The following is a 23,261-nucleotide window of genomic DNA, read 5'->3' on the forward strand; positions in this document are numbered from 1 at the left end:
CCAACGCTTTATCTTCATGTTTAGTTGAGTTTTTTGAAATAGACAAACAGGGAGGAGAGAATGGAAGGTAACGGGCTGCAATTAATTAAAAATTTTAGCATCAGTGATAATCTGGCCCAGCTTATTATCCAAACCGTGGTGGCGGAGGCGGCAGAGCGCAATACACCGGTTTCAGTGGCGGTAATGGATTTTGGCGGCCACTTGGTGGGCTTCCGCCGGATGGACAATGCCTATTTCGCCAGCGCCGAGGCGGCGGTGGGCAAGGGGCGCTCCTGCGCCGGTTTCCAACAATCCACCGGCACCTTCAGCGAGATGGCGAAAACTGAGTCCTGGGTCGGCAACCTGCCGGGGCTGATCCCGTTGGGCGGCACCTGCCCGCTGACGGTTAACGGGCAGTTCGTTGGCGCGGTGTCGGTCAGCGGTGATACTGAGGAGAGTGAGCAATATCTGGCGGAGAAGGCTGGCGAGCGCTTCCCGTTCCTGCTGGAGCACTTCCTGCGTGATGACGCGCCCATCGGGATTGAGCACGTCGGCATCACTGTGCCGGACATGGACGCCGCCGAGCGCTTTTTCCAGCAGGCGTTCCACGCCGTCACCCTCTATGCGCTGATTGACAAGGAGCAAGCGCCTTCCGGTGGCGAGGAGATCACGGCGATGAACGGCCTGCGGCCCGACACGGCGATGAAAGAGGTGCGGATGCTGCGGCTGGGCAATGGCGCGAACGTCGAACTGTTCAGCCTGACCGGCTACCAGCGCGAGCGCGCCGCCGGGATCAATGACGTGGGCCTGACGCACCTGGGCGTCTACTGTGCCGACATCGAGGCGGCCACCCGGCAGTTTGTCGCCGCCGGTGGCGAGTTGCTGGCGGGGCCTAACCCGCTCTCCGGCTGCGAGGGCGGCGAGGGCAACCGCTTCCACTTTGGTAAAACCCCGTGGGGAATGCTGGTGGAGTTTATCCGCTTCCCGTCACCGCTCACTTATAACAAAAACGGCACCGTCGCGCGCTGGCAACCCCGCGCCTGATGCCACCGACCCGCCGCGCGCTGGCCGGTCTATCAATCGATATTCTCCGCCGTAATCACCTTCAGCTCCACCTTCCCGGCCCGGTAGAGATCTGGCTGCTCGCCCGTATCAAGATGGCGCAGCAGGATATCCATCGCCAGCCGGGCGTGCTGTGCGGCGTTCTGGTCGAGGGTGAAGGAGGCGAGGTCGTGTTGCAGTAGCGCACGCGTCACGGAGTACAGCTCATGGGTGATGTAGACGCAGTCGCCCAGCAGCTGGTGCTGTTGCAGGGTGGTGCGGATTTCCGTGTTGCCGACGCCGGTGTTGTAGATGCCCACCAGCTGCGGCGAGTGCAGCAGGGCGTCATGGAGCAGCGAGCGGATCATGTCGCGCTGATCCTGCCCACAGAGTAACTCCCGCAACCGCAGATGCGGCGCGCGCTGGGCAATCGCCTCGCGAAAGCCAGCTATGCGCTGCTGGTGGGCGCGGTAGTCGACCCGCCCACTGACCATAATCACATCGCCCGGCTGGCGGGCAGTCTTGCTCATCAGCAGCCCGGCGGTGCGCCCCGCCTGCTGCTGGTTAATGCCGACATGGCACAGGCGCGCCGCCCCCGGCAGGTCAGTGACTATGGTCACCACCGGCACCCCACGCGCCCGGCAGTGCGCCAGCGCCTCATGGATGATCGGGTAGTCATGGCCGAACACAATCAGGCCATCGCGCTTCTCACTGCTCTGCATGATGTAGTGCGCCAGCTTCTCCGGCTGTGACTCCGGGATGAAGGTGCGGTGCAGCGTAATACGCCGGTAGCCCAGCCCACCGGCAATGTCAGCGAAATCCTGTGCCAGTTGCTTAAAAAAATGGGAAGGATTGGCGCTAAGGAACACCTCCACCTGCCAGGGGTGCTGGTACGCCTCGGGCAGCGGGCGTTTTATATCCATCGCCCGCGCCGCATTCAACACCTTCCGCGTGGTCTCCGGCGAAACGCCGCCACGTTCATTGAGCACCCTGTCAACCGTTGCCACACCGACGCCAGCCATCTTCGCCAGCATCTCCAGGGTAAACTTTTTCATTACTGCTCCAAAAATAACAAGATAACGCCAGCCCAATGGGCTGGCGGAAAGGGGGGTAAACAGCCAACGTGGCCATGCCCGGCAGCCAGCCGGGCCTATTATCGAATTGCCCGCCCGGCAGGCAAGGCATCAATTGTTGCCAAACACATCACGCGTGATTATCACGCTCCTCATTGAAGACAATGCCGAGCTGGCGGCGCGCCTCATCCATCACCCCCAGCGTGGTCAGGGTGGTGGCGAGGGGTCGGATCGGCGACTCTAGCCGTCCCTGACCGATGCACCATGCGGCGTGTTCCATCTCATGACAGAGCTGGGCGTAGTGGTTGCCAGCATCCTGCCAGCGCAGCGAGTGGTTGCCCTGGCTGGCGGTGAGCACAAAGTCGCCCGGCGCGTAGAAGTGCCCATCCAGCACCAGCGTGGCGTCACGCCCGGCGATCACCGCGCCGCTCGGCGTGCGGCTGAACAGCGTGGTGTTGAGCACGGCGTGCATCCCGCCAGCATATGTCAGCAGCATGGAGGCTTGCCCGTTCACCCCACCCGGCACCGACTGGCCGGTCACCACCAGCTGCTCTGGCGCGCCACCGGCCACCTTGACGCTCAGGGCAACCAGGTAACTCCCCAGATCGAGCATCGGCCCGCCCGCCAGATCGGCATTGAAAATGCGGTGATCGGCGGTGAAAAATTCCCCATGATCCGCCAACAGGGTGTGCAACTCGCCCAGATCGCCGTTCGCCAGCAGTTGTGTCAACACGTCATATTTTGGCGTGAAGTCACACCACATCCCCTCCAGACAGAAGCGCTGTTGCGCCTGCGCCTCCCGTTGCAGCTGTGCCGCCTCCTGCGCGTTGAGGGCCAGCGGTTTCTCCACCAGCAGGTGCTTGCCGGCGCGCAATACCTTCAGCCCATCCGGCAGGTGGTGGTTGTGTGGCGTCGCCACGTAGATGATGTCGAGATCCGAGCGCGCCAGCATCTGGTCGGTATCGGTGTAGGCGTGCGGGATCGCCCACTGCTCCGCGAAGCGTTGGGTCTTCTCCGCGTTGCGGCCAGCCACCGCCACCAATTGCTGGTCGGTGTGGTGGCGCAGCGCCTGCGCGAAGTGGTTGGCAATCCAGCCGGGGCCAATGATCCCCCAACGCAGGGAGGGAATGTCACGGCGCTGGGGCAAACGGGGTTGGGGCAGGACAGATGGAAACATAGGGACTCCGATTATGTTCTATTCATGAAACAGCCGACCTTGGCTGTTATAAGGGTGAGGCAAATTCATCATAGAAATGTTAATGCGGAGTGGAAACGGGCTGCGTTGATGGAATTCCATCAAGGCAATTCTTCCCAACGGAATAAGAAAAAATTATGCTTAATCTGTGTTAAATTTTTATTAATTATTTAATTTAAAAATGTGAATACCCCACCTCTGGTCAAGCTAAATCGCACTCTGCTGCGTCGTTAAACCGATACTCCCCATTGCGAAAACATCGCCCTGTTCTGATTAACCGATCAGGCATGTGCTCGCCTGCGGAAAAAAATCGCCCCGCCATTGCGCGGAGGAAATAACGGCCAGTTGGGCAATGTCTATCTATTTTGCAGGGAAAACATGAAACGCAGAGAGTTTCTTACCTCATTCGCCGCACTGGGTGTGGCCACCTCCTTGCCGATCGCCCGGGCGGAGGTCGTCACCGGCGGCCAGCCTTGGGAGAGCGGCACGGCCAGCACACCGCCCGCCCCACCACGTCAGGGCGGCTTGCAGTACCTGACCCAGCATGAATTCGACACCGTGGGCGCCATCGCCGAGCGCTTCATCCCGGCCGACGAGCTGAGCATCAGCGGCAAGGAGGCGGGATGCGCCACCTTCATTGACCGCCAGCTGGCCGGCGACTACGGCAACGCCGCCGCGCTCTACCGTCTGGGCAAATTCGTCAAGGGCACGCCGGAGCAGGGGCCGCAATCCCCGCTCACCCCGGCCCAACGATACCGCCAGGGGCTGGCGGCGCTGGATGCCTACACCCAGCGCCAGAGCGGTAAGCCTTTTGTCGCGCTCTCCGGCGCGGAGCAGGATCGTCTGCTGCACGCCATGGAGGCCGATGCCCTCGATCTGGGGCCTGAGGTGGAGACTAAGGTGCTGTTTGAACTGCTGCTGCAAAACGTCCGCGAGGGCTTCCTCTCCGATCCGATCTACGGCGGCAACAAGGAAATGGCCAGCTGGAAAATGATTGGCTTCCCCGGCGCACGCTATGACTTCCGCGACCTGCTCAGCAAAAAAGGGCAGAAGCTGAACATCATCCCCACCAGCCTGATTGACAACACGCTCTAAGCGCGTGGCAAACCATTAAGACGAGTTTTAATTATGAATACTATCCGTCCAAAAGCTGACGTGGTGATTGTTGGTCTGGGTTGGTGCGGCTCCCTGATTGCGGAAGAGCTGACCCGCGCTGGCCTGAATGTCGTGGCGATTGAGCGTGGCCCGTGGTTTGAGACCGCCACCGACTTCCCGCCCTCCGTGGATACCGATGAACTGCGCTGGGATACCCGCCGCAGCATGTTGCTCCCCCCTGCGGTGGAGACCACCACTTTCCGCAACAACCGTACCCAGCAGGCGCTACCGACCCGTGACTGGAACCTGAACGAGCTGGGCTACAACGTCGGCGGCTCCGGCACCCACTGGGCCGGCATGGCGTGGCGTTTCCTGCCGTTTGACTTCCAGCCCTACAGCCAGACCGTGGCGCGCTACGGCAAGCAGAAGATTGCCGAGGGCCTGATCCTCCAGGATTGGGGCGTCACCTATGACGAGCTAGAGCCGTTCTACGATCGCTTCGAGAAGATCGCTGGCGTCTCCGGCAAGGCCGGTAAGCTGAAGGGCGAGACTATCCCAGAGGGGAACCCGTTTGAGGGCGACCGCAGCAGCGACTATCCGCTGCCGCCGCTGGAAGGGATGCGCCTGACCGACATCTTCCGCGACGCCACCAAAGGCATGGGCCTGAATCCCTTCATGGTGCCCGCTGGGCAAGCCTCCCGCGCCTACGTCAACCCGCTGGGCGTGCGCATGGGGCCATGCACTTACTGCGGCTACTGCCTCTACTACGGGTGCGGCAACTTCTCCAAATCCAGCCCCAACGCCTGCGTGATCCCGGCGCTGATGCAGCGTGAGAACTTCACGGTGTTGACCGACTCTGCGGTGGTGCGCGTCAACAAGGCGGCGGACGGCAAAACCGTGACCGGCGTGACCTACGTCGACAAGAACAAAAAAGAGTGGGAGCAACCGGCGGGGATCGTGGTGCTGTCGGCATTCCAGATGCAGAACGTGCGCCTGCTGCTGCTCTCGAAGATTGGCAAGCCCTACGATCCGGTCAGCAAAACCGGCGTGGTGGGCCGCGCCTACAGCTTCCAGACCGTCTCCGGCGCGAGCCTGTTCTTTGAGGATGAGAACCTTAACCAGTACATCGGCGCGGGCGCGCTGTCACAGCAGGTGGATGACTACAACGGCGACAACTTCGACCATAGCGACATGGACTTCATTGGTGGCGCGGGCATTTTGGTGGTGGCACGCGGCGCGCGGCCAATCGGCAATGCCGATGCCCTGCCGCCTGGCACTCCGCGCTGGGGCAAGGCGTGGAAACAGGCCTATACCCACGCTTTTCAGAACGCCACCTTTATCTTCGGGCAGGGCACCAGCTTCTCCCATGAGGATTACTACCTCGATCTCGACCCGGAGTACGTGGATGACAACGGCAACCCGCTGCTGCGCGTGACCTTCGACTACAACGACAATGACCGCCGCTCGGCCGCCTTCATCATGGAAAAGAGCGTGGAGATTGGCAAAGCGATGGGCGCGAAGACGGTGATCGGCACCAACTCGGCTTCCGGCCACTACTCGCCCTACAACTTCGCCAGTGACCATACCATCGGCGGCGCGGTGATGGGCACTGACCCGAAAACCAGCGTGCTCAACCGCTACCAACAGAGCTGGGATGCGCACAACCTGTTCGTGCTCGGTGCCTCCTCCTTCCCCAACAATGCGGGCTACAACCCGACCGGCACCATCGGCGCGCTGAGCCTGTGGACGGCGAAGGCGATCATCGAACAATACCTGAAAAACCCTGGCCCGCTGGTAAAGGTGTGACATGAAAAAAACAACCATCATTGGGGGCGTGGCCCTGATTGCCGCCGCGGTGGCGGCGGGCTTGCTCTGGCAGAACGCGGATGCCAGCACAGACGACGTGGCGGACAACCAGACGCTGACCAGCCAACCGCCGGCGGATGCCGACGCCGAGGCGGTGGCGCGCGGCCGTTATGTCGCCATCGCCGGTGACTGTGTGGCCTGCCACACCGCGCCGGGCAGCAAAACGCCGTTCTCCGGCGGCTACTCCATCAGTACGCCGTTTGGCGGCATCTTCGCCAGCAACATCACGCCGGACGCCGAAACCGGTATCGGCAACTGGACGGAGCGCGACTTCTTCCGCGCGGTGCGGCATGGCCGTGGCAAGGAGGGCGAGAACCTCTACCCGGCGATGCCCTACAACGCCTATGTGAATGTCAGTAATGAGGATATGCACGATCTCTGGCTTTACATGCGCTCAGTTAAACCGGTTCACAATGCGGTGCCGGAGACCAACCTTGGCTTCCCGTATAACATCCGGCTAGCGATGATGGGCTGGAACCTGCTGTTCTTCGCCAACCACGGCTTTGCCGCCGACGCCAGCAAAAGCGCCGAGTGGAACCGTGGTGCTTATCTGGTGCAGGGGCTGGAGCACTGCGCCAGCTGTCATACCGCCAAGAACCTGCTGGGCGGCGACAAGAACGCCTACCTGCAGGGCAGCAACATGGCGGAGTGGCATGCGCCGGACATTACGCCGAATGGCTATACCGGCATCGGCAGTTGGAGCGAGGATCAGATCGCGCAGTACCTGAAACTCGGCAGCAACCATGTCGCCGTGGCCTCCGGCCCGATGGCCGAGGCGGTCAGCAACTCGACCCAGTACCTGACGGATGCCGATCTACATGCCATTGCGGTCTACCTAAAATCGGTGCCGGACTCCGGTGCCAAGCGCCCGCAGCCCCTGCCGGCGGACAACCCGCTGATGCAGACCGGCGAGCACGTCTACTCCGCTAACTGCGCGGCCTGCCACAACAGCGACGGCAAGGGCATTCCGAACCTGGCGGCCAGTCTGGCGGGCAACCCCGGCCTGATGGCGAAAGACGCCTCCTCGCTGATCACCACGGTATTGCAGGGCGGGCGCGGGGCCGTGACCCAAGGCAACCCGACCAGCGGGGCGATGCCCAGCTTTGCGTGGAAGCTTTCGGATGATCAGGTGGCGGCCGTTGCCACCTACGTGCGTAACAGCTGGGGCAATGCCGCACCGGCGGTGCCGGTGAAGGATGTGACGGATGAGCGTGAGCTATTGAAATTGCCACCACAGATGGCGGCGCACTAAAATACGTGGGCGCAAGGACGCGCCGAACCGCTTACAGAATGTTCTGTTTTACGATTTGTTAACATTTTAGCGGAAGTGTAAACCGGTTACAGTTGTTATCCTTATTAAGCCGGACGAAGGCGGTGGCGGCCAGCCAACACCAGGGGCGAATTTCGCCACCGCTCTCGTGCCGGCACCTTTCAAACCGCAGGCGGCTGTTGGCCATGCGCCTTTTTGCCCCTACGATGGCTATCCCAACGCCGGAGAATGGTGCGGGTGGTGAAAAATGCGCTTAGCAAGCTCACCGGCAATGTCGTCCAAAAGATGATGGCGGCAAAAAACGTTGTCACATCCTCATCACCATAAATATCGAAAAAGTGTGCCAAATCATATAGCTGATAGGTGAGGGTAAAATAGATCACCCTTGCCAACAAAATGCACAGCGCAGCAGTAGCAACCGCCATTAAAATAAATAGAACAACGTAAGAAACACTCTTAAGATTTTCAATGTGCTTGCACCCCCTTTTCTCAATAGCTGACATCACAGAAATAATGGCTTTCAATTCCAAGCATAAAAAAGGCGCCCGCGGGCGCCAAGGGGAATGGGGCTTATTACTCTTGCAGGGCACGGGCGCGCTGAATACGTTGCTCCTCGTGCGTCTGAGTTGCTGGCGTCAGGGTGAAATCAAATTCAATTTCAGTGTGCGGGTGGGGCAGGTCGCGTTTCGCGCTAATGGTGGGGTCGGTGATCTCCACCGGCTCGGCAATCAGTTCGTCGCGGGTGGCGAAGGCGAAATCATCCCACAAGTAGCGGTCGCCATTTAAATTGATCTGGGTGGTCAAGTGGCGATGACCGGGCGCGGAGACGAAGAAGTGGATATGCGCCGGGCGGTTACCGTGGCGGCCAAGGCGATCGAGCAGCGCCTGCGTCGGGCCATCGGGCGGGCAGCCGTAACCGGAAGGCACGATGCTGCGTACGGCGTAGCGCCCCTCGGCATCGGTACGGACGCGGCGGCGCAAATTGTACTCGCCCTGCGATTTATCGAAGAAGGAGTAGTTGCCCAGCGTATTGGCGTGCCAGATGTCCACCACCGCGCCCACCAGCGGCTGACCGTCAGTGTCCTTGACCTGGCCGTGCAGCCACATCACCCGGCCATCATCCTTGCCGTCATCCATGCGCGCATAACCGTCGCTCAACGGCGCATTGGCGACATAGAGCGGCCCCTCAATGGTGCGCGGAGTACCGCCGCCAAAACCGGCCTCGGCCTCGCGCGCATCCTCGCGCATATCCAGATAGTGCTCCAGCCCCAGCCCGGCGGCCAGCAGCGCCGCCTCCTGCCGTCCGCCAAGGGTGTGCAGGTAGTTGGCCGCCTGCCAAAACTCCTCTGGCGTGACGTCGAACTCATCTATCAGGTGGCACAGGTCGCTCACCAGCCGGTGCATAATTTGCTTGAAGCGGGCGTCGCCCCCCTCGCTGTGCAGGCCACAGCTGATCTCCAGTAATTTTTTGACATCGTCATGCTGGCTGTAATTGGTTTTCATATTATTGCCCTCATTGCAGTGTAGGGTGAATCGGGTGAGGCAGAGGGGCCGGCGCGATGCCGGCCAGTCATGGCATTAGCGATCGTCTGGATGGATGCTGGAGGGGTGGCGGCAGAGCGGCGTCACCGTCACCTCCATGTAGGGGTAGAGCGGCAGTTGGGTAAGCAGGTTATGCAGCGCCTCATTGCTCTCCACATCGAAAATACTGACGTTGGCGTACTGACCAGCGACGCGCCAGAGATGGCGCCAGACACCCTGCTCCTGCAACCGCTGGGCGTACTGCTTCTCCTCCCGCTTGATCTGCTCGGCGGTGTCGGCGGGCATCTCCGGTGGGATGCGTACCACCATCTCAACTTTGAATAACATCGGTAGCTCTCCTTATTTACGCTGATAGTGGCGGAATTTGTCATCGTCCAGGGTGATGCCGAGGCCCGGCCCCTGGGGGATCGTCACGCCGCCCTCGCGGAACACCAGCGGGTTGGCAACGATGTCATCTTTCAGCAGCAGCGGGCCGAACATCTCGGTGCCCCAGCTGAGCGGCAGGGTAGACCATGCATGGAGCGAGGCGAGGGTGCCGATGGTGCCCTCCAGCATGGTGCCGCCGTAGAGCGCGACGCCCGCCGCCTGCGCCACATGCGCCAGTTTTAGCGCCTGCGCTGGCCCGCCGGCCTTGGCGATCTTCAGGGCGTAGGCCCCGGTAAAGCCGGCGGCGGCCAGCGCATAGCCGTCATGGGCATCGGCCACCGCCTCATCTGCCAGCACCGGCAGCGTAAAGCGTTGGCTAAGCTGCACCAGCGTGGCGCGATCCCACAGCGCCACCGGCTGCTCCACCAGATCGATGCCAATCTCCTGCAACGCCGCCATGCCGCGCACCGCCGTCACTGCGTCCCACGCCTGATTGACATCCACCCGGATGCTGACGCCTTCGCCCAGCCCCTCGCGGATGGCGCGGGTGTGGCGCAGATCCTCCGCCAGACTCTTCGCGCCAATCTTCAGCTTGAAGGCACTGTGCCGCCCTTCGGCAAGCAGGCGCTTGCCCTCCTCAATGTCACGCTGGGTGTCGCCGCTCGCCAGCGTCCACAGCACTGGCAGGGTCGGGCTGCGTGCGCCGCCCAGCAGGGTGCTGACCGGCACGCCAAGGCGCTTGCCCTGTAGGTCGAGGAAGGCGGTCTCCAGCGCCGATTTGGCAAAGGTGTTGCCCTTGACCGGCAGGTTCATCGCCGCCGCCAGCGCCGCCGGGCCATCAAAGGCGCGGCCGCACACCGCCGGGGCGAGGTAGGTGTCAATCGCCGATTTCATTCCCTCCGGGCTTTCCGGGCCATAGCTCAGGCCGCCGATGGTGGTGCCCTCGCCCCAGCCTTCGGCCCCGTCGCGGTCGGTCATTTTGACCAGCATCAGGGTCTGGCAGCCCATGGTGGTCATCGACAGCTTGTGCGGGCGGATGGTCGGGATATCCACCAGCCAGCTCTCGATGCGTTCTATCTGGATGCTCATTCACGGTTCCTTCGGTTATGCCGCACGGCGGAAAAAGTGCAAAACAGCGGCGCTGAATGCGTCTGGCGTCTCAACGTTGCTCAGGTGCGAGGCGGGCAGCAGGTGCAGCTCGGCGTTTGGCGCGGCGCGCACGATCTCGCTGGCATCAGCGACGGTGGTGACCGGATCATGCTGGCCGCCAATCACCAGCATCGGCCGCGACAGGTGGTGCAGATCCTCGCGCAGGTCAGCCATGGCCAGCGCCTCGCAGCAGGCGGCGTAGCCTGCCGCGTTGCCTGCCGCCAGCGCGCGGATCAGCGCCGCCACCTGCTCTGGGTGCCGCTGGCGGAAGGTCGGGGTGAACCAGCGCTCCGCCGAGCCAACGGCCACCGGCGTCAATCCCTGCTCCCGCACCAGCCGGGCGCGATCCTGCCACCCTTCACGGGTGCCGATGCGCGCGGCGGTGTTGGCGACCGCCAGCGCATGGAAGCGCTCCGGATGGTGGCGGTTGAGCCACAGCCCGGTCTGGCCGCCCATCGAAATGCCGCAGAACCCTGCGCGCTCCACCCCCAGGTGGTCGAGCAGGGTGATGACATCACTGCCCAGTTGCGCCAGCGTCAGCGGCCCGGCTGGCAACGGGGTGGCACCGTGGCCGCGCGCGTTGAAACGCAGCACCCGGTGGCGGGCGGTCATGGCCTCAAGCTGCGGCTGCCACATCTCATAGGTGGTGCCGAGCGAGTTGGCGAGCACCAGCAGCGGCGCGCCCTCCGGCCCATCAAGGCGATACTCAATCTCCATGCGGCCCCCTATACCCGTTCAATGATCAGCGCGATGCCCTGACCGACGCCAATGCACATGGTGCAGAGGCCATAGCGGCTGCCGGTGCGTTGCAGCTCATAGGCCGCGGCCATCACCAGCCGGCCGCCGGAGGCACCGAGCGGGTGGCCGAGGGCAATCGCGCCGCCATTCGGGTTGACGTGCGCGGCGTCATCGGGCAACCCCAACTCGCGCGTCACTGCCAGCGACTGGGCGGCGAAGGCTTCGTTCAGCTCAATCACATCCATCTGCCCGAGCGACAGCCCGGCGCGCGCTAACACCTTGCGCACCGCCGACACCGGCCCAACGCCCATGATCGATGGCTCCAGCCCGGTCACCGCGCTGGCGACAATGCGCGCCATCGGGGTCAGGCCGTGGCGGCCAATCCCCGCCTCGCTGGCGAGCAACAGGGCGCAGGCGCCGTCATTCAGCCCGGAGGCGTTGCCCGCCGTCACGCTGCCCTGTGGCGTGACCACCGGCCTGAGCCGGGCCAGCGCCTCCAGCGTGGTGGCGCGTGGGTGCTCATCCGCTGTCACCTCAAGCGGCTCGCCGCGCTTCTGCGGCACGCTGACGCCAATCAGTTGCGGCGCGAAACGCCCCTCTTGTTGGGCGGCGGCGGTGCGTTGCTGGCTGCGCAGCGCGAAGGCATCCTGATCCTCACGCGAGACGCCAAAGCGCGCCGCCACTTTCTCGGCGGTCTGCGGCATGGTGTCAGTGCCGTAGAGCGCCTGCATTTTCGGGTTGATGAAGCGCCAGCCCATGGTGGTGTCTTCCAGCTGCATGGTGCGGCTGAAGGCGCTCTCCGCCTTGCCCATCACAAAGGGGGCGCGTGACATGCTCTCCACGCCGCCCGCCAGCAGCAGGTCAGCCTCGCCGGTTTTGATCGCCCGCGCCGCCATCGCCACCGCGTCAAGGCTCGAGCCGCACAGGCGGTTGACGGTGCAGCCCGGCACGGAGACCGGCAGCCCCGCCAGCAGCAGCGCCATGCGCGCCACGTTGCGGTTGTCCTCACCGGCCTGATTGGCGCAGCCAAACAGCACGTCGTCCAGCTGCTCCCACGCCACTTGCGGGTGGCGCGCCATCAGCGCCTGAATCGGCAGCGCCGCCAGATCATCGGCGCGCAGCGCGGCCAGCCCGCCATTCAGGCGGCCAAAGGGGGTACGTACCCCGTCACACAGATAGGCGGTTTGCATCAGCGTCCTCGCGTTGGTTGAGGTGGAAGGTGAGGGGCACCGGGGTAAGCGCTTGCAGTTGTGTTGGCGTCAGGCCACCGAAGATCTCCGTGACCACCAGCCCCTCGGGCGTGACGTCCATCACCGCCAAATCGCTATAGATGCGGTCGATGCAGCCGACGCCGGTCAGCGGGTAGGTGCACTGCTCGACAATTTTGCACTCGCCGTGGCGGGTGAGGTGCTCGGTCATGGCGAACACCTGGCGCGCGCCGATCGCCAGATCCATCGCGCCGCCCACCGCCGGGATGGCACCGGGCTTGCCGGTGCTCCAGTTGGCGAGATCGCCGCGTGCCGAGACTTGGTAAACCCCCAGCACGCAAATATCCAGGTGGCCGCCGCGCATCATGGCGAAGGAGTCACCGTGGTGAAAGTAGCAGCCGCCCTCCAGCAGGGTGACGTACTGCTTGCCAGCGTTGATCAGCTCCGGGTCTTCTTCACCCGCCGCCGGGGCTGGCCCCATGCCAAGAATGCCATTCTCGCTCTGGAGGAAAATCTCCTTGTCATGGGGCAGGTAGTTGGCGATCTGCGTGGGGATGCCGATGCCAAGGTTGACGTAGGCCCCTTCCGGAATGTCTTGCGCGATGCGGCGCGCCAGCTGTTCATGGGTCAGTTTGTCCATCATGCGCTCCTCCGTTGTTGGGCGGCGGTGGCGACCAGACGCTGAACAAAGATGCCGGGGGTGATCACCTGCTCCGGGTCCAGCCCGCCGAGCGGCACCTGCCGGTTGACCTCGGCGATGGTGCAGGCCGCCGCCATCGCCATGATCGGGCCGAAGTTGCGGCCGGTCTTGTCATAAACCAGATTGCCCCAGCGGTCGCCGAGGTGGGCGCGGATCAGCGCGAAATCCGCCTTCAGCGGCAACTCAAACAGATAGTGGCGTCCCTCAATCTCCCGCGTCTCCTTGCCCTCTGCCAGCTGGGTGCCGTAGCCGGTCGGGGTAAAGATGCCGCCCAGCCCGGCACCCCCGGCCTGGATGCGCGCCGCCAGATTGCCCTGCGGCACCAACTCCAGCTCCAGTTCGCCTCGGCGATACAGTTCGTCGAATACCCAGGAGTCCGCCTGCCGTGGGAAGGAGCAGACCACCTTGCGCACGCAGCCAGCCTTGAGCAGCGCCGCCAGCCCGTGGTCGCCGTTACCGGCGTTGTTGCTGATCAGGGTCAGGTCGCGCGGGCGGCGGCGCACCAGCGCCTCCAGCAGCGCATAGGGCTGACCAGCCGGGCCAAAGCCGCCGACCATCACCGTTGCCCCGTCATGGATGTCCGCCACCGCGTCGTCGGCGGAGGGGACGCTTTTATCAATCATGGGATCTCCTTTTCACACTGCGGAGTGTGCTCCGCGTGACTGCTGTTTTTTTCACCCTATGCGTCGCCCTGACCTGCCGCAATACCGAATATCAAAACATTGTGCGATTATCGGACAGTTAGTTAAAATTGTGTTAAATCTGTGATCCAACCAGAGAATTTGCACGTGAGGCGCTTGCGACGGGGCGGTGAAGGCGATAATTAGCCCTCCAGACGTCACCAACCAAGGGGAGAATAGGGTGAGCGAGGGGCATAACGAGTGGCAGCGGCTGGGGGAGATTGGCGCGCTGAGTGATCACACCTACAAGGGCGATCCCAACTTCATGGCGTCACTGGCGCGCGGGCTGGAGGTATTGCAGGTCTTCACGCCGCACTTGCACCGGCTGTCGGTATCGCAGATTAGCCAGATGACCGGCATCCCGCGCGCGGCGGTTCGGCGCTGTCTCTACACCCTCAAGGCGCTGGGGTTTGTCCACTGCCCGGATGGTCGCCACTATGTGCTGCTGCCACGGGTGCTGACCATTGGTCATGCCTACCTTGCCAGCTCGGAACTGGCGCGGGCAGCACAGAATTCGCTGGAGTTTTTGAGCAAGCAGCTTAATGAGTCCTGCTCGGTGGCGACGCTGGATGGCGACAGCATCCTCTACATCGCCCGCGCCAATGTGAAACGCATCATGACCATCGATCTACAGCGTGGTAGCCGGTTGCCGGCCTACGCCACCTCGATGGGGCTGGTGCTGCTCAGCGCGCTGGCGGAACCCGAGCTGGACGCCTACCTGTCACGCGTCACCTTTGAGCCGCTGACGCCCCACACGGTGCGTGACGCCACCCAGCTGCGCGAGCAGCTGGCGCGGGTGCAGCGGCAGGGGTATGCGATTAATGATCAACAGCTTGAGATAGGATTGCGATCCATTGCGGTGCCGATGCACGCACGCAAGGGTGGGGTGGTGGCGGCGATGAACGTCGGCGTCAATGCCTCGCAGGTCTCGGCCCAGACCCTGCGCGACACGGTATTGCCGCAGTTGCAGCGTACCGCGATGGAGCTGGCGCTATTGTTGTAATCGCGACATTTAAATGAAATTCCTGCCGGCTTGGCTTGCCAAGGGCGCGCAATATTATCCTTTTTGCGCCGCCGATATGCGGCGTTTCGCCATCATCAGTTTGGGCATTATATCGTAATAATGGTATCCACTATTTTAATGACGGCAGGGTATCCCTGATTTCTGCGCGGATAATAGTGCAGGAAAAATCGGATACTTATTAGGCTGTTGTCGGCTATTTACGATTTAATGTTGTTAATAGTCGTAGGGGTATTATAAGATCGCGCTTCTTAAACATTTGTATAAATATAAAGCATCGAATAGAAAGGTATTATTATGACTGGTTTTCTGAAGACGTTGAACAATATTCGCAGCCTGCGCACTCAGGCGCGTGAGGTCGATCTCTCAACCTTGGAAGAAATCCTGCAAAAACTGACAACCATCGTGGAAGAACGCCGCGAAGAAGAGGCGTCAGAAAAGCAGCAGAAAGAAGAGCACCTTACCAAGCTGAAAGAGTATCTGGAGCTGATGCAGGAAGAGGGCATTGACCCGGCTGAACTGTTGGCGATGACCGATGCCCAAGGTGGCCGCCAGAAGCGCCAGCCGCGTCCGGCGAAATATCAATTCCGCGATGAAAATGGCGAATTGAAAACCTGGACTGGTCAGGGCCGCACCCCGAAAGCCATTAAACTGGCGTTGGATGCCGGCAAGTCGCTGGACGATTTCGCCCTGTGATCGCCCCAGGACGCCGTGTAACAGCGGCGTCCTGCCTTTAATTCCCCGCTTTGCCTCTTTCCCTGCCGCCATTTCCGCTTTTCTCAACCAACCCTATATCATCCCGCTATTCTGGCTGGTGGTTTGTCTGATGACACTTTAGAATCACCTTTTATTATCAAGAAAAGATCAAAATGAAAAAAAGCGTAACCTTAATTCTCGTGCTGCTGATATTGGCGGCCGCTGGCATGTGGTGGAAAAATCGGGCTGATAAAGCCCGTGTGGAAAACGACGGCTATTATAGCGCGGTGATGTGTGTGATTGTGCAACGTCAGGGCAGTGACACGTCGCCAGAGGCCTATCTGCGCGATTTCAATACCGTGATTGAGGGCGGCAACTCCTTCTACGCGCTTGACCGCAAATCGCTGGATCGCGACGAAGCCCGGCGGGTGATTGCCGCTTTCCAGGGGTTGCCTGAGGCCGACAAAGCCCGCGCCGTGCAGCAAGACAGCGCCTGCCGCGCCAACCTGATGGCGGCACTGGCGAAATAACCTGCGGCTAACACCTTGAGAAACGGAGCAATCTCACTTTCCATTCCTCTAAATTATCATATACTGGATAGATAACCAGTATCATTGAGGGAAGTGATGTGATTGTAACAAGCATATTTAGCACGCCGGATGAGGAGATACCGGTGCTGGCGTTGCCGCTGTTTGCCGACTACTGCCGTGCCGGGGTGCCGTCACCGGCGGCGGACTACATTGAGCGGACGCTGGATCTGAACGAGTACTGTATCCGCCACCCCAGCGCCACCTACTTTGTGCGTGCCGAGGGGGATTCAATGGTACTGGCGGGCATCAACAGTGGTGATTTGCTGGTGGTGGATCGCGCCGAAACGCCGCAGCATGGCGACATCGTGATTGCGGCGGTGGAGGGGGAGTTTACCGTCAAGCGGCTCTGCCTGACGCCGCGTCTCTGTCTGGAGCCGATGAACCCGGCCTACCAGCCCATCTACGTAGAGGCTGACCGGCTGGAGATCTTCGGCAAGGTGCTGCACGTCATCCATACCCTGCGTAAATAAAAAAGGCATACCCGCGGGTATGCCCCCTGCCGGGCTAGCCGTTATGGCTGGCCCTTACTCCCCAGATCCTTATCCTCCAACGGGGTAGAGCCAAGCCCCGCACCAGTGACGGGGTTGATGTTCGGGTCAGACTGGGTGCGCTGCGCCATCACCTGATAGTCCACTTTCTGCGACTCCGGGATGGTCAGCACTGCCAGCCCGTCGCCGCCATCCACTGCGGGCTGCGGGTCGGCCACATACTGGAAGTTCTCATCTGAGTTCCAGCTTCCCCGCACCTCGCCCTCACCCGACATGTTGTAGTAGGTGTTGGCAAAGGCGGGCACCGGCGGCAGTTTGCCCGGCGGGAAGTTGTTGCGGATGGCGTAGAGCGCCTTCTCAAAGGAGAGTTGGTGCGCCACTTCACGGGTCATCAGGAAGGTCAGCGCGTCACGCACGCCGACATCATCCGTCAGGTTGATCAGGCGTTCATAGACGATTTTTGCCCTGGCTTCGGCAGCAATATTCGAGCGCAGGTCAGCTGTCGGCTCGCCGATGGTATCAATGTAGGCGGCCGTCCAGGGTACGCCAGCGGAGTTGGTCAGCGGCGGCCCGCCGCCATAGAGCACGCCGGTGATGTGGCTGTCATTGCCGTTGCCGGTCAGTGAGCGATAGAGATCGGCCTCCTTCTGCGTCCCTTCCGACAGCTCGCCCTTCGCGCCCTTGTTCAGCATCGCCACGATGGTGCCAATGATCTCCAAATGGCTTAGCTCCTCGGTGGCAATATCCAGCAGCAGATCCTTGCGCCCCGGATCATCATCGCCCAGCCCTTGGGTGAAGTAGCGGCAGGCCGCCGCCAGTTCGCCCTGTGGCCCGCCAAACTGCTCCAGCATCAGGTTAGCCAAGCCAGGGTTGGGTTCAGAAACCCGGACAGTGTATTGCAGTGATTTGACATGTTTAAACATTCGCCATCCTCAATGTTTGGGTGGTCAGAAATAGGGGAAATCCCTTGCAAACCGCATTGTGGTGCTTTGTCGATATCATGCTCACACATGCAGGCCATGGGGAAAATCCATCGGGTGAACACGGCACTGCATGGCGTTATCTGGAAGGTGGCATAGGGCCAACTGGGCAGGTAACACACCTAAGTTATAGAACATGTGGGATAAGTGACGCGGCCGTGATGGGAAATGTGTCAGGTGGCTGGCAGATAGGGGGAGGCAGTATTAGGGGGCACCAGCGTGCTTTGGGGCACTGAATCGCCTGATAACCTTGGGGTTATTGGCCGCTTGGCGGGATAGTGCAGTTCTGCGTTAAGAAAGGCGACAAAATGTAAAAAGCCCCAGCATGGGCCGGGGCTTTGCTTAAGGCACGGGAGCCTTATTCGTTGATACGTGGGTGTTGCTGGATCAGGCTGGCACGTTTGGTCTCCAGCTCAGCGATCTGCGTATTGATGTCTTCAATCTTCTGCTCAATGTTGTCGTGGTGCTCACGCAGAATCTCCTTGGCTTCCGCCAAATCGGAGGCTGCCGGGGTCGCACCACGCAGGGGCTTGTTGGCGGTCTCCTTCATGAAGATACCGGTCGCCAGGCCCACCAGCGCCACCACCATCAGGTAGTAACCCGGCATATAAAGGTCACCCGAGGACTCCACCAGCCAGGCGGCGATGGTCGGCGTCAGGCCGGCAATCAGCACCGAGATGTTGAAGGCGCTGGCTAGCGCACTGTAGCGGATGTGGGTCGGGAACATCGCTGGCAGGGTGGAGGCCATCACGCCGGTGAAGGCGTTAAGGACGACCGCCAGCAGCAGCAGGCCAGCGAAGATTAGCCCGGTCACTTGGCTGTTGATCAACATGAAGCAAGGCACCGCCAGCACCAGCAGCGCGATGCTGCCGATAATCACGAACGGGCGACGGCCAAAGCGGTCACTCAGCAGGCCCATTATCGGCTGCACAAACAGCATCCCGATCATTACCGCGATGATAATCAGCACACCGTGGTCTTCCGAGTAGTGCAGGTTATGCGACAGGTAGCTCGGCATGTAGGTGAGCAGCATGTAGTAGGTGACGTTGGTGGAGATCACCAGACCAATACAGGTCAGCAGGCTTTTCCAGTGGCGGGTGGCAATCTCTTTGAACGACACTTTCGGGCCATCACGCAGGCCTTCGCGGTCGCCCTGTTCCAGCTTGTCAACGTGCTGCTGGAAAGCCGGGGTCTCTTCCAGCGCGTTACGCAGATAGAGGCCGATGATGCCCAGCGGCAGTGCCAGGAAGAACGGCAGGCGCCAGCCCCATTCGAGGAAGTTGGCCTCGCCGACGATGGCGGAGATCAGTACCACGATACCGGCACCGGTCACAAAGCCAGCGATGGAGCCGAAGTCGAGCCAGCTGCCCATAAAGCCACGGCGGCGGTCAGGGGAATATTCGGCGACAAAGATTGACGCGCCGGTGTACTCACCGCCGACGGAGAAGCCCTGTGCCATTTTTGCCAGTAACAGCAGGATCGGTGCCCAGATGCCGATGGAGGCATAGGAGGGGATCAACCCGATACAGAAAGTACTGACGGACATAATGATGATGGTGATGGAGAGGATTTTTTGGCGGCCATACTTATCGCCGAGGGTGCCGAAGAACATCCCACCCAGCGGGCGGATCAGGAATGGCACCGAGAAGGTCGCCAGCGCGGCGATCATCTGTACGCTGGGGTTGGCATCCGGGAAGAAGACCTGCCCGAGTGCGTAGGCCACGAAGCCGTAGACCCCAAAATCAAACCACTCCATTGCGTTGCCCAGAGAGGCAGCGGTAATGGCTTTACGCAACTTGGCATCATCGATGATGGTTACGTCTTTTAAGCCGATGGGCTTCACCTGTTTTTTTCTAAGTTTCATAGCAAGTGGACCTGTTGTTATGGTTATTGATGCTTGATGGTTCCAGTCATTCATAATTGTTATAACAGAAGGATAGACTATAGGAACAGCAAAGGGGGTCTTTATGGTCAAGTTCTAAGCGAAAATGCAAAATAAAACGCTGAATGCACAAATTATCAGCAAAAATATCCCGATTTTTCCGCTTCACTATTAAGCCGACAGGATAAGTTGAAGGACAAAATAAGCCAAATTGCGAGTACACCCAGCGTTAGTGGGCATATCTGATTGAGCCTTCTACGCTATTTCCCGGAGTGAAAAAAAGTGGGTTGTTTAATTTTGCTTAACTGACTCGATTTTGGCAGGCATTATTCATTTCAACCAAGGCGATCGCGCGGGTGGATATTGCGCCATCAAATGCGAGTGTCAGGAAATCAATTTCCTGCATGAAGCGATAAAAGCGAGGTTACTTGTCGGCAGAGTTCACGGCTATTTTTTCGCTGAAAAAATCACCTTCTCCCTGTTACTCTCCTTGCCAGCACCGCGACGATGGTTTACGCATCCAGCCAAAATGTGTGCATAAGCCCGCCTTTTCACCCCCCTGCGCCGGGCATTTCGGCGAACAAAGCGTCATCAATGCAACCTACTCAATAAATGGCAAAAAAATCGCCGGCTAATTTCTTCGCCAGCGCCAGCCACGCACTCTGGGATTTTCATGCTCAGCGGAATAAACGCCCTGTCACATTGGCTCGCTATAATTGGGCCGAATGCGGCTCGGCAAAATGATATTTTCCCGGCCAGATCGGCGCGGCGCACCGGAGCCATTGTGAAGCGAGGGAAGATATTCTCCCGCTATCCCAGCCAGTGCCGAAAAATGTCGGGCCGCCATCGTGAAATAATGCCCATTTCCGCCGCCTCTTTGCGGCGTTAGCAAGTGCCGGTTCACGGGGGAAATTGTCCGGGCTTCACCGGTAGGGGAAGTAAATTTTAGACGGGGTAAGCGGATAAAGGGCCGGAATATTCACGGCCGGAATTGGGAGAAATTGGCCAGCGTTGTCGCGGAAATAAAAAACCGCCCGCAGGCGGTTTTGGACAGGGATTACAGCGTAATTTCTTGATGGTTGCTCTGGTCGTCCCAGTAGGTCAGGCGCTGGGCGCTGACCTTGATCAGCAGCAGGTCAGGGGTGTCGATGCCCTCTGGGAACCACTTCTCCACGTCCGGCGTCCAGTACTCTTTCAGCGTCTCTTTGTCGCGGATCAGTTCCGAGGTGCCTTCGATGGCGATAAACAGGGTCGGTTTGTCGGAGGGCTTGGCGGTGACGTAGTTCAGCGTGGTGGCCGTGTTGCGATCAATGTCCGCCACGGTCTGGTTGTCCTCGGTGGTAAAGAAGTAGGCGTCGCCGTTGTACTCCACGTTGCGGTTATTGCTCATCGGGCGGCTGGCGATGGCGCCACCTTCGCTGTAGGTACACATCATGGCGTAGTCGATGTCTTTGATCAGTTTGGACAGTTCGGACAGCGTCTTCTGGCTCATCGTAAGCTCCTGGTTATCATGATCAGGGAACCGCCGGGCTGGCGGTGCTGCAAAGGGCGCGTAACCCGTTTCAAATCAATATGTCACCCAGATAAGGCTAGTAGAGCAAAACCCGAGCGTCCAATGGACGGCCTATAACAAAAATGAATATCCTCGCGGTGCGCCGTCACCACACCCTTGCCAGATTGGCTAAATTTAGGGCATCAACGGCCTAAAGGGGGAAGGATAATGGGATATGAACAGGTACTGGCATTCTGGTTTGGCGAGGCCGGTGAGGCGAAGTGGTTCAGCAGGGATGAGCAGTTTGACCAGACCCTGCGCGAACGGTTTGGTGAGTGCTGGCAGGCGGCATGCCGTGGCGAACTCTCCCCGTGGCGACACAGCCTGCGCGGGCGGCTGGCGGAGATCATCGTGCTGGATCAGTTCTCACGCAATCTGGCACGACAGGATGCGGCGGCCTGGGCGCAGGATGGCATGGCGCTGGTGCTCTCACAGGAGGCGATGCGCCAGCCCAGCTGGCAGCAACTGCCCGCGCGGGAGCGCGCCTTCCTGTTGATGCCCTGGATGCACGCGGAGTCGCGCGTCATCCACCAGCAGGCTGTTGCGCTGTTTGAGGCGCTGGGCGATGCAGAGATGGCGCACCATGCGCGGCAGCACCGGGAGATCATTGAGCGGTTTGGCCGCTACCCGCACCGCAACGCACGGTTGGGCAGGGCATCAACGCCAGAGGAGGTACGCTACCTGAAAGAGAACCAACTCCCTTTCTTCTAGCGAAAAAACGGCGCCGGGTGGCGCCGTCCGGGGGATTACAGCGGCATGAAGGAGTAGCCCTGATGCTCCAGGGTAGTGACGGTAGTCAGGCCGGAGAGCGCCTGTGTCACACTCTTGTCCACCCAGGTGCGGTCGTAGTGGTGCGCCGCCACCGACTGGTCACAGACGGAGATATCTACCCCTGCCTTGCGCAGTTTCTCAATCAGCGGCAGGTTCGGGTTATCGAAGCCGTTAATCTTGTGGAACTGCTCATTGTTCAGGGTGGCTGGCGTGGCACCGCCGGTCAGCACGGCCACAAACTTCAGCTGGTTCAGCGGCACGCCAGAGGCCACATAGAGGTTCACGGCGCGCGCAACGCGATCCAGCCCCTCGTTAATTTTGTCTGGCCCCACTTCCTGTTTATTAATAAAGAAGACAATTTTGTAAGGATCGCCATTGCCCACGCTTGGGCGATAAGCCACATCATCCCAATAGTGTACAGGGCCGTAACCATCGATAGTTGGCGTTTGCCAGAAGCCCGGTTCATCCTTGGGTGCATTCATGGCTTGCACTTTATTGATGAGGTCCGGGGACTTCACCACCGCCACACTCGCGGCCACACTTAATACCACTGTTAATACCGTTGACGCCAGACGCATACCTTTCTCCAAATAATACAAGACAGAGCACATCAGCCTTCAAGCACCCAAAAGGGGCGGAAAGCGGTTCACCACGTGCAGATGTGGAGAGATTTATAGCATAGTGTTTCGCCATATTAATCAGGCTTGACAAGAATCAGAATAAGACTAGAACGACAGGTAAAGAGCGCTAACATGAATATTTCCATGCGCTTGGTTGGCAGGCTAAATAGCGGGGTTAGTGTACGGGAATTAATTAGCCGGTCTAATCGATAACGGAAACGAATAAAACAGTAAAGCGGCAGGAATGGACACTGCCGCTTTTATCTTGGGCATGATTCTGGGAAAGCCATTGGCTTAGAGGCGAGTGGTCGTGGTCGATGTGACGGTATGTGAGCGGATACGTGGCAACAGCGCCAGACAGTAGAGCGCGCACAGGCCAACGATGATGTAAACAATGCGTGAGAGTATCGCCGTTTGGCCACCGAAAATAACCGCGACCAGATCAAATTGGAACAGGCCGACCAGTAACCAGTTCAAGCCGCCAATAATGAGCAGCAACAGAGCGATGGTATTCAGTGCTTTCATGAGTCCTCCTATCAATGTCACCTGCGGTAAGGAATAGTCCTACTGAAAAATTCTGACAGGCACGTCCTGAACAGCAGAAAGTCATGTTTTCAATTTGAGTATAGCGCTTAATTTTTAACCTGCCGCGCCGCTATCCCCCCTGCCGCTGCTTAATTTTTTCAAAAGTGCGAGCGGGGTAAGAATCTGTAAAAACCGCCATCCACGGTGGTGGGGACTATCCTTATGGGCAGGCTT

At 60.1% G+C, this 23,261-nt stretch carries 24 protein-coding genes; 9 read left to right on the plus strand and 15 right to left on the minus strand.

Annotated features, from left to right (window positions below; genetic code table 11):
• Nucleotides 1–60 precede the first annotated feature (60 nt).
• The gene (locus tag ACK3SD_RS18145; protein ID WP_137765401.1) at nt 61–1,023 is read left to right on the plus strand and encodes a heme-binding protein; all 963 of its coding nucleotides are present in this window, start codon (nt 61–63) and stop codon (nt 1,021–1,023) included.
• Between the two features lie 32 nt (nt 1,024–1,055).
• On the opposite strand, the gene ACK3SD_RS18150 is transcribed toward ACK3SD_RS18145, so the two are convergent.
• The gene (locus ACK3SD_RS18150) at nt 1,056–2,075 is read right to left on the minus strand and encodes a LacI family DNA-binding transcriptional regulator (RefSeq protein WP_137765402.1); all 1,020 of its coding nucleotides are present in this window, start codon (nt 2,073–2,075) and stop codon (nt 1,056–1,058) included.
• A 148-nt stretch (nt 2,076–2,223) separates the two neighbouring features.
• Nucleotides 2,224–3,270, minus strand: coding sequence for a Gfo/Idh/MocA family protein (locus ACK3SD_RS18155; RefSeq protein WP_481127767.1), 1,047 nt, complete (start codon nt 3,268–3,270; stop codon nt 2,224–2,226).
• 396 nt (nt 3,271–3,666) lie between these two features.
• Between ACK3SD_RS18155 and ACK3SD_RS18160 the strand changes: the two genes are divergently transcribed.
• From ACK3SD_RS18160 to ACK3SD_RS18170, 3 genes are read left to right on the plus strand one after another with little or no spacing between them, the layout of a single operon-like run.
• Nucleotides 3,667–4,383: a gluconate 2-dehydrogenase subunit 3 family protein gene (locus ACK3SD_RS18160; RefSeq protein ID WP_481127768.1), complete on the plus strand. Its 717-nt coding sequence runs from the start codon at nt 3,667–3,669 to the stop codon at nt 4,381–4,383.
• A 33-nt stretch (nt 4,384–4,416) separates the two neighbouring features.
• Nucleotides 4,417–6,189, plus strand: a complete 1,773-nt coding sequence (locus ACK3SD_RS18165) for a GMC family oxidoreductase (RefSeq protein WP_481127769.1) — start codon at nt 4,417–4,419, stop codon at nt 6,187–6,189.
• A gap of 1 nt (nt 6,190) precedes the next feature.
• The gene (locus ACK3SD_RS18170) at nt 6,191–7,501 is read left to right on the plus strand and encodes a c-type cytochrome (RefSeq protein ID WP_481127770.1); all 1,311 of its coding nucleotides are present in this window, start codon (nt 6,191–6,193) and stop codon (nt 7,499–7,501) included.
• Between the two features lie 179 nt (nt 7,502–7,680).
• Here ACK3SD_RS18170 and ACK3SD_RS18175 read toward each other — a convergent pair whose 3' ends face one another.
• The 8 genes from ACK3SD_RS18175 to ACK3SD_RS18210 form a co-directional block, all read right to left on the minus strand.
• Entirely contained in the window at nt 7,681–8,049 is a 369-nt protein-coding gene (locus tag ACK3SD_RS18175) for a hypothetical protein (RefSeq protein WP_481127771.1), read from the minus strand.
• A 43-nt stretch (nt 8,050–8,092) separates the two neighbouring features.
• Entirely contained in the window at nt 8,093–9,022 is a 930-nt protein-coding gene (gene catA / locus ACK3SD_RS18180) for a catechol 1,2-dioxygenase (protein ID WP_481127772.1), read from the minus strand.
• 75 nt (nt 9,023–9,097) lie between these two features.
• Nucleotides 9,098–9,388 carry a muconolactone Delta-isomerase gene (gene catC, locus ACK3SD_RS18185; protein ID WP_137765409.1) on the minus strand — a complete coding sequence of 97 codons (291 nt, stop codon included), beginning with the start codon at nt 9,386–9,388 and terminating at the stop codon, nt 9,098–9,100.
• A gap of 12 nt (nt 9,389–9,400) precedes the next feature.
• A complete protein-coding gene (locus ACK3SD_RS18190; protein WP_481127773.1) occupies nt 9,401–10,516 on the minus strand; it encodes a muconate cycloisomerase family protein in 1,116 nt (371 codons plus the stop codon).
• A gap of 15 nt (nt 10,517–10,531) precedes the next feature.
• On the minus strand, nt 10,532–11,293 hold the full coding sequence (gene pcaD / locus ACK3SD_RS18195) for a 3-oxoadipate enol-lactonase (protein WP_481127774.1): 762 nt from the start codon (nt 11,291–11,293) through the stop codon (nt 10,532–10,534).
• Nucleotides 11,294–11,301: 8 nt separating this feature from the next.
• Nucleotides 11,302–12,504, minus strand: coding sequence for a 3-oxoadipyl-CoA thiolase (pcaF, locus tag ACK3SD_RS18200; protein WP_481127775.1), 1,203 nt, complete (start codon nt 12,502–12,504; stop codon nt 11,302–11,304).
• The gene (locus tag ACK3SD_RS18205) at nt 12,482–13,162 is read right to left on the minus strand and encodes a 3-oxoacid CoA-transferase subunit B (protein WP_481127839.1); all 681 of its coding nucleotides are present in this window, start codon (nt 13,160–13,162) and stop codon (nt 12,482–12,484) included. Before ACK3SD_RS18205 ends, pcaF begins: the two co-directional genes overlap by 23 nt.
• A complete protein-coding gene (locus ACK3SD_RS18210) occupies nt 13,162–13,845 on the minus strand; it encodes a 3-oxoacid CoA-transferase subunit A (protein WP_137765413.1) in 684 nt (227 codons plus the stop codon). The genes ACK3SD_RS18205 and ACK3SD_RS18210 overlap by 1 nt, the downstream gene beginning before the upstream one ends.
• Nucleotides 13,846–14,083: 238 nt before the next feature.
• Here ACK3SD_RS18210 and ACK3SD_RS18215 point away from each other — a divergent pair, with 238 nt between their 5' ends.
• The 4 genes from ACK3SD_RS18215 (at nt 14,084) to umuD (ending at nt 16,679) form a co-directional block, all read left to right on the plus strand.
• A complete protein-coding gene (locus tag ACK3SD_RS18215) occupies nt 14,084–14,905 on the plus strand; it encodes an IclR family transcriptional regulator domain-containing protein (RefSeq protein ID WP_137765414.1) in 822 nt (273 codons plus the stop codon).
• Nucleotides 14,906–15,220: 315 nt separating this feature from the next.
• Entirely contained in the window at nt 15,221–15,619 is a 399-nt protein-coding gene (locus ACK3SD_RS18220) for an H-NS family histone-like protein (protein ID WP_137765415.1), read from the plus strand.
• A gap of 173 nt (nt 15,620–15,792) precedes the next feature.
• On the plus strand, nt 15,793–16,149 hold the full coding sequence (locus ACK3SD_RS18225; RefSeq protein WP_481127776.1) for a hypothetical protein: 357 nt from the start codon (nt 15,793–15,795) through the stop codon (nt 16,147–16,149).
• A gap of 101 nt (nt 16,150–16,250) precedes the next feature.
• Nucleotides 16,251–16,679, plus strand: coding sequence for a translesion error-prone DNA polymerase V autoproteolytic subunit (gene umuD, locus ACK3SD_RS18230; protein WP_481127840.1), 429 nt, complete (start codon nt 16,251–16,253; stop codon nt 16,677–16,679).
• A 41-nt stretch (nt 16,680–16,720) separates the two neighbouring features.
• Here the strand turns inward: umuD and ACK3SD_RS18235 are convergent, their stop codons facing one another.
• The 3 genes from ACK3SD_RS18235 to ACK3SD_RS18245 form a co-directional block, all read right to left on the minus strand.
• Complete coding sequence (locus ACK3SD_RS18235) at nt 16,721–17,620, minus strand: manganese catalase family protein (RefSeq protein WP_481127777.1); 900 nt, start codon at nt 17,618–17,620, stop codon at nt 16,721–16,723.
• A 415-nt stretch (nt 17,621–18,035) separates the two neighbouring features.
• Complete coding sequence (gene proP, locus ACK3SD_RS18240) at nt 18,036–19,541, minus strand: glycine betaine/L-proline transporter ProP (protein ID WP_481127778.1); 1,506 nt, start codon at nt 19,539–19,541, stop codon at nt 18,036–18,038.
• A gap of 1,075 nt (nt 19,542–20,616) precedes the next feature.
• A complete protein-coding gene (locus ACK3SD_RS18245) occupies nt 20,617–21,051 on the minus strand; it encodes a pyridoxamine 5'-phosphate oxidase family protein (protein WP_481127779.1) in 435 nt (144 codons plus the stop codon).
• 228 nt (nt 21,052–21,279) lie between these two features.
• Here ACK3SD_RS18245 and ACK3SD_RS18250 point away from each other — a divergent pair, with 228 nt between their 5' ends.
• Nucleotides 21,280–21,822 (plus strand): DUF924 family protein, encoded by a 543-nt coding sequence (locus ACK3SD_RS18250; protein WP_481127780.1) that lies wholly within the window; start codon nt 21,280–21,282, stop codon nt 21,820–21,822.
• 35 nt (nt 21,823–21,857) lie between these two features.
• Here ACK3SD_RS18250 and ACK3SD_RS18255 read toward each other — a convergent pair whose 3' ends face one another.
• Together ACK3SD_RS18255 and ACK3SD_RS18260 are read right to left on the minus strand one after the other, a co-directional pair.
• Nucleotides 21,858–22,364: a DsrE family protein gene (locus tag ACK3SD_RS18255; protein WP_481127781.1), complete on the minus strand. Its 507-nt coding sequence runs from the start codon at nt 22,362–22,364 to the stop codon at nt 21,858–21,860.
• A gap of 432 nt (nt 22,365–22,796) precedes the next feature.
• Nucleotides 22,797–23,027, minus strand: coding sequence for a DUF378 domain-containing protein (locus ACK3SD_RS18260; RefSeq protein WP_137765422.1), 231 nt, complete (start codon nt 23,025–23,027; stop codon nt 22,797–22,799).
• Nucleotides 23,028–23,261 lie beyond the last annotated feature (234 nt).

This window comes from Chimaeribacter sp. YP20170169 (assembly GCF_056739715.1).

What these genes read in the sequence shown, in the direction of transcription:
- catA (WP_481127772.1), bottom strand. Translation starts at nt 9,022, where the DNA reads ATGAAAACCAATTACAGCCAGCATGACGATGTCAAAAAATTACTGGAG.
- ACK3SD_RS18260 (WP_137765422.1), bottom strand. Translation starts at nt 23,027, where the DNA reads ATGAAAGCACTGAATACCATCGCTCTGTTGCTGCTCATTATTGGCGGC.
- ACK3SD_RS18155 (WP_481127767.1), bottom strand. Translation starts at nt 3,270, where the DNA reads ATGTTTCCATCTGTCCTGCCCCAACCCCGTTTGCCCCAGCGCCGTGAC.
- ACK3SD_RS18235 (WP_481127777.1), bottom strand. Translation starts at nt 17,620, where the DNA reads ATGTTTAAACATGTCAAATCACTGCAATACACTGTCCGGGTTTCTGAA.
- ACK3SD_RS18160 (WP_481127768.1), top strand. Translation starts at nt 3,667, where the DNA reads ATGAAACGCAGAGAGTTTCTTACCTCATTCGCCGCACTGGGTGTGGCC.
- ACK3SD_RS18150 (WP_137765402.1), bottom strand. Translation starts at nt 2,075, where the DNA reads ATGAAAAAGTTTACCCTGGAGATGCTGGCGAAGATGGCTGGCGTCGGT.
- ACK3SD_RS18205 (WP_481127839.1), bottom strand. Translation starts at nt 13,162, where the DNA reads ATGGACAAACTGACCCATGAACAGCTGGCGCGCCGCATCGCGCAAGAC.
- proP (WP_481127778.1), bottom strand. Translation starts at nt 19,541, where the DNA reads ATGAAACTTAGAAAAAAACAGGTGAAGCCCATCGGCTTAAAAGACGTA.
- pcaF (WP_481127775.1), bottom strand. Translation starts at nt 12,504, where the DNA reads ATGCAAACCGCCTATCTGTGTGACGGGGTACGTACCCCCTTTGGCCGC.
- pcaD (WP_481127774.1), bottom strand. Translation starts at nt 11,293, where the DNA reads ATGGAGATTGAGTATCGCCTTGATGGGCCGGAGGGCGCGCCGCTGCTG.
- ACK3SD_RS18250 (WP_481127780.1), top strand. Translation starts at nt 21,280, where the DNA reads ATGGGATATGAACAGGTACTGGCATTCTGGTTTGGCGAGGCCGGTGAG.
- ACK3SD_RS18170 (WP_481127770.1), top strand. Translation starts at nt 6,191, where the DNA reads ATGAAAAAAACAACCATCATTGGGGGCGTGGCCCTGATTGCCGCCGCG.
- ACK3SD_RS18210 (WP_137765413.1), bottom strand. Translation starts at nt 13,845, where the DNA reads ATGATTGATAAAAGCGTCCCCTCCGCCGACGACGCGGTGGCGGACATC.
- ACK3SD_RS18255 (WP_481127781.1), bottom strand. Translation starts at nt 22,364, where the DNA reads ATGAATGCACCCAAGGATGAACCGGGCTTCTGGCAAACGCCAACTATC.
- ACK3SD_RS18220 (WP_137765415.1), top strand. Translation starts at nt 15,221, where the DNA reads ATGACTGGTTTTCTGAAGACGTTGAACAATATTCGCAGCCTGCGCACT.
- ACK3SD_RS18245 (WP_481127779.1), bottom strand. Translation starts at nt 21,051, where the DNA reads ATGAGCCAGAAGACGCTGTCCGAACTGTCCAAACTGATCAAAGACATC.
- ACK3SD_RS18190 (WP_481127773.1), bottom strand. Translation starts at nt 10,516, where the DNA reads ATGAGCATCCAGATAGAACGCATCGAGAGCTGGCTGGTGGATATCCCG.
- ACK3SD_RS18165 (WP_481127769.1), top strand. Translation starts at nt 4,417, where the DNA reads ATGAATACTATCCGTCCAAAAGCTGACGTGGTGATTGTTGGTCTGGGT.
- ACK3SD_RS18145 (WP_137765401.1), top strand. Translation starts at nt 61, where the DNA reads ATGGAAGGTAACGGGCTGCAATTAATTAAAAATTTTAGCATCAGTGAT.
- catC (WP_137765409.1), bottom strand. Translation starts at nt 9,388, where the DNA reads ATGTTATTCAAAGTTGAGATGGTGGTACGCATCCCACCGGAGATGCCC.
- ACK3SD_RS18225 (WP_481127776.1), top strand. Translation starts at nt 15,793, where the DNA reads ATGAAAAAAAGCGTAACCTTAATTCTCGTGCTGCTGATATTGGCGGCC.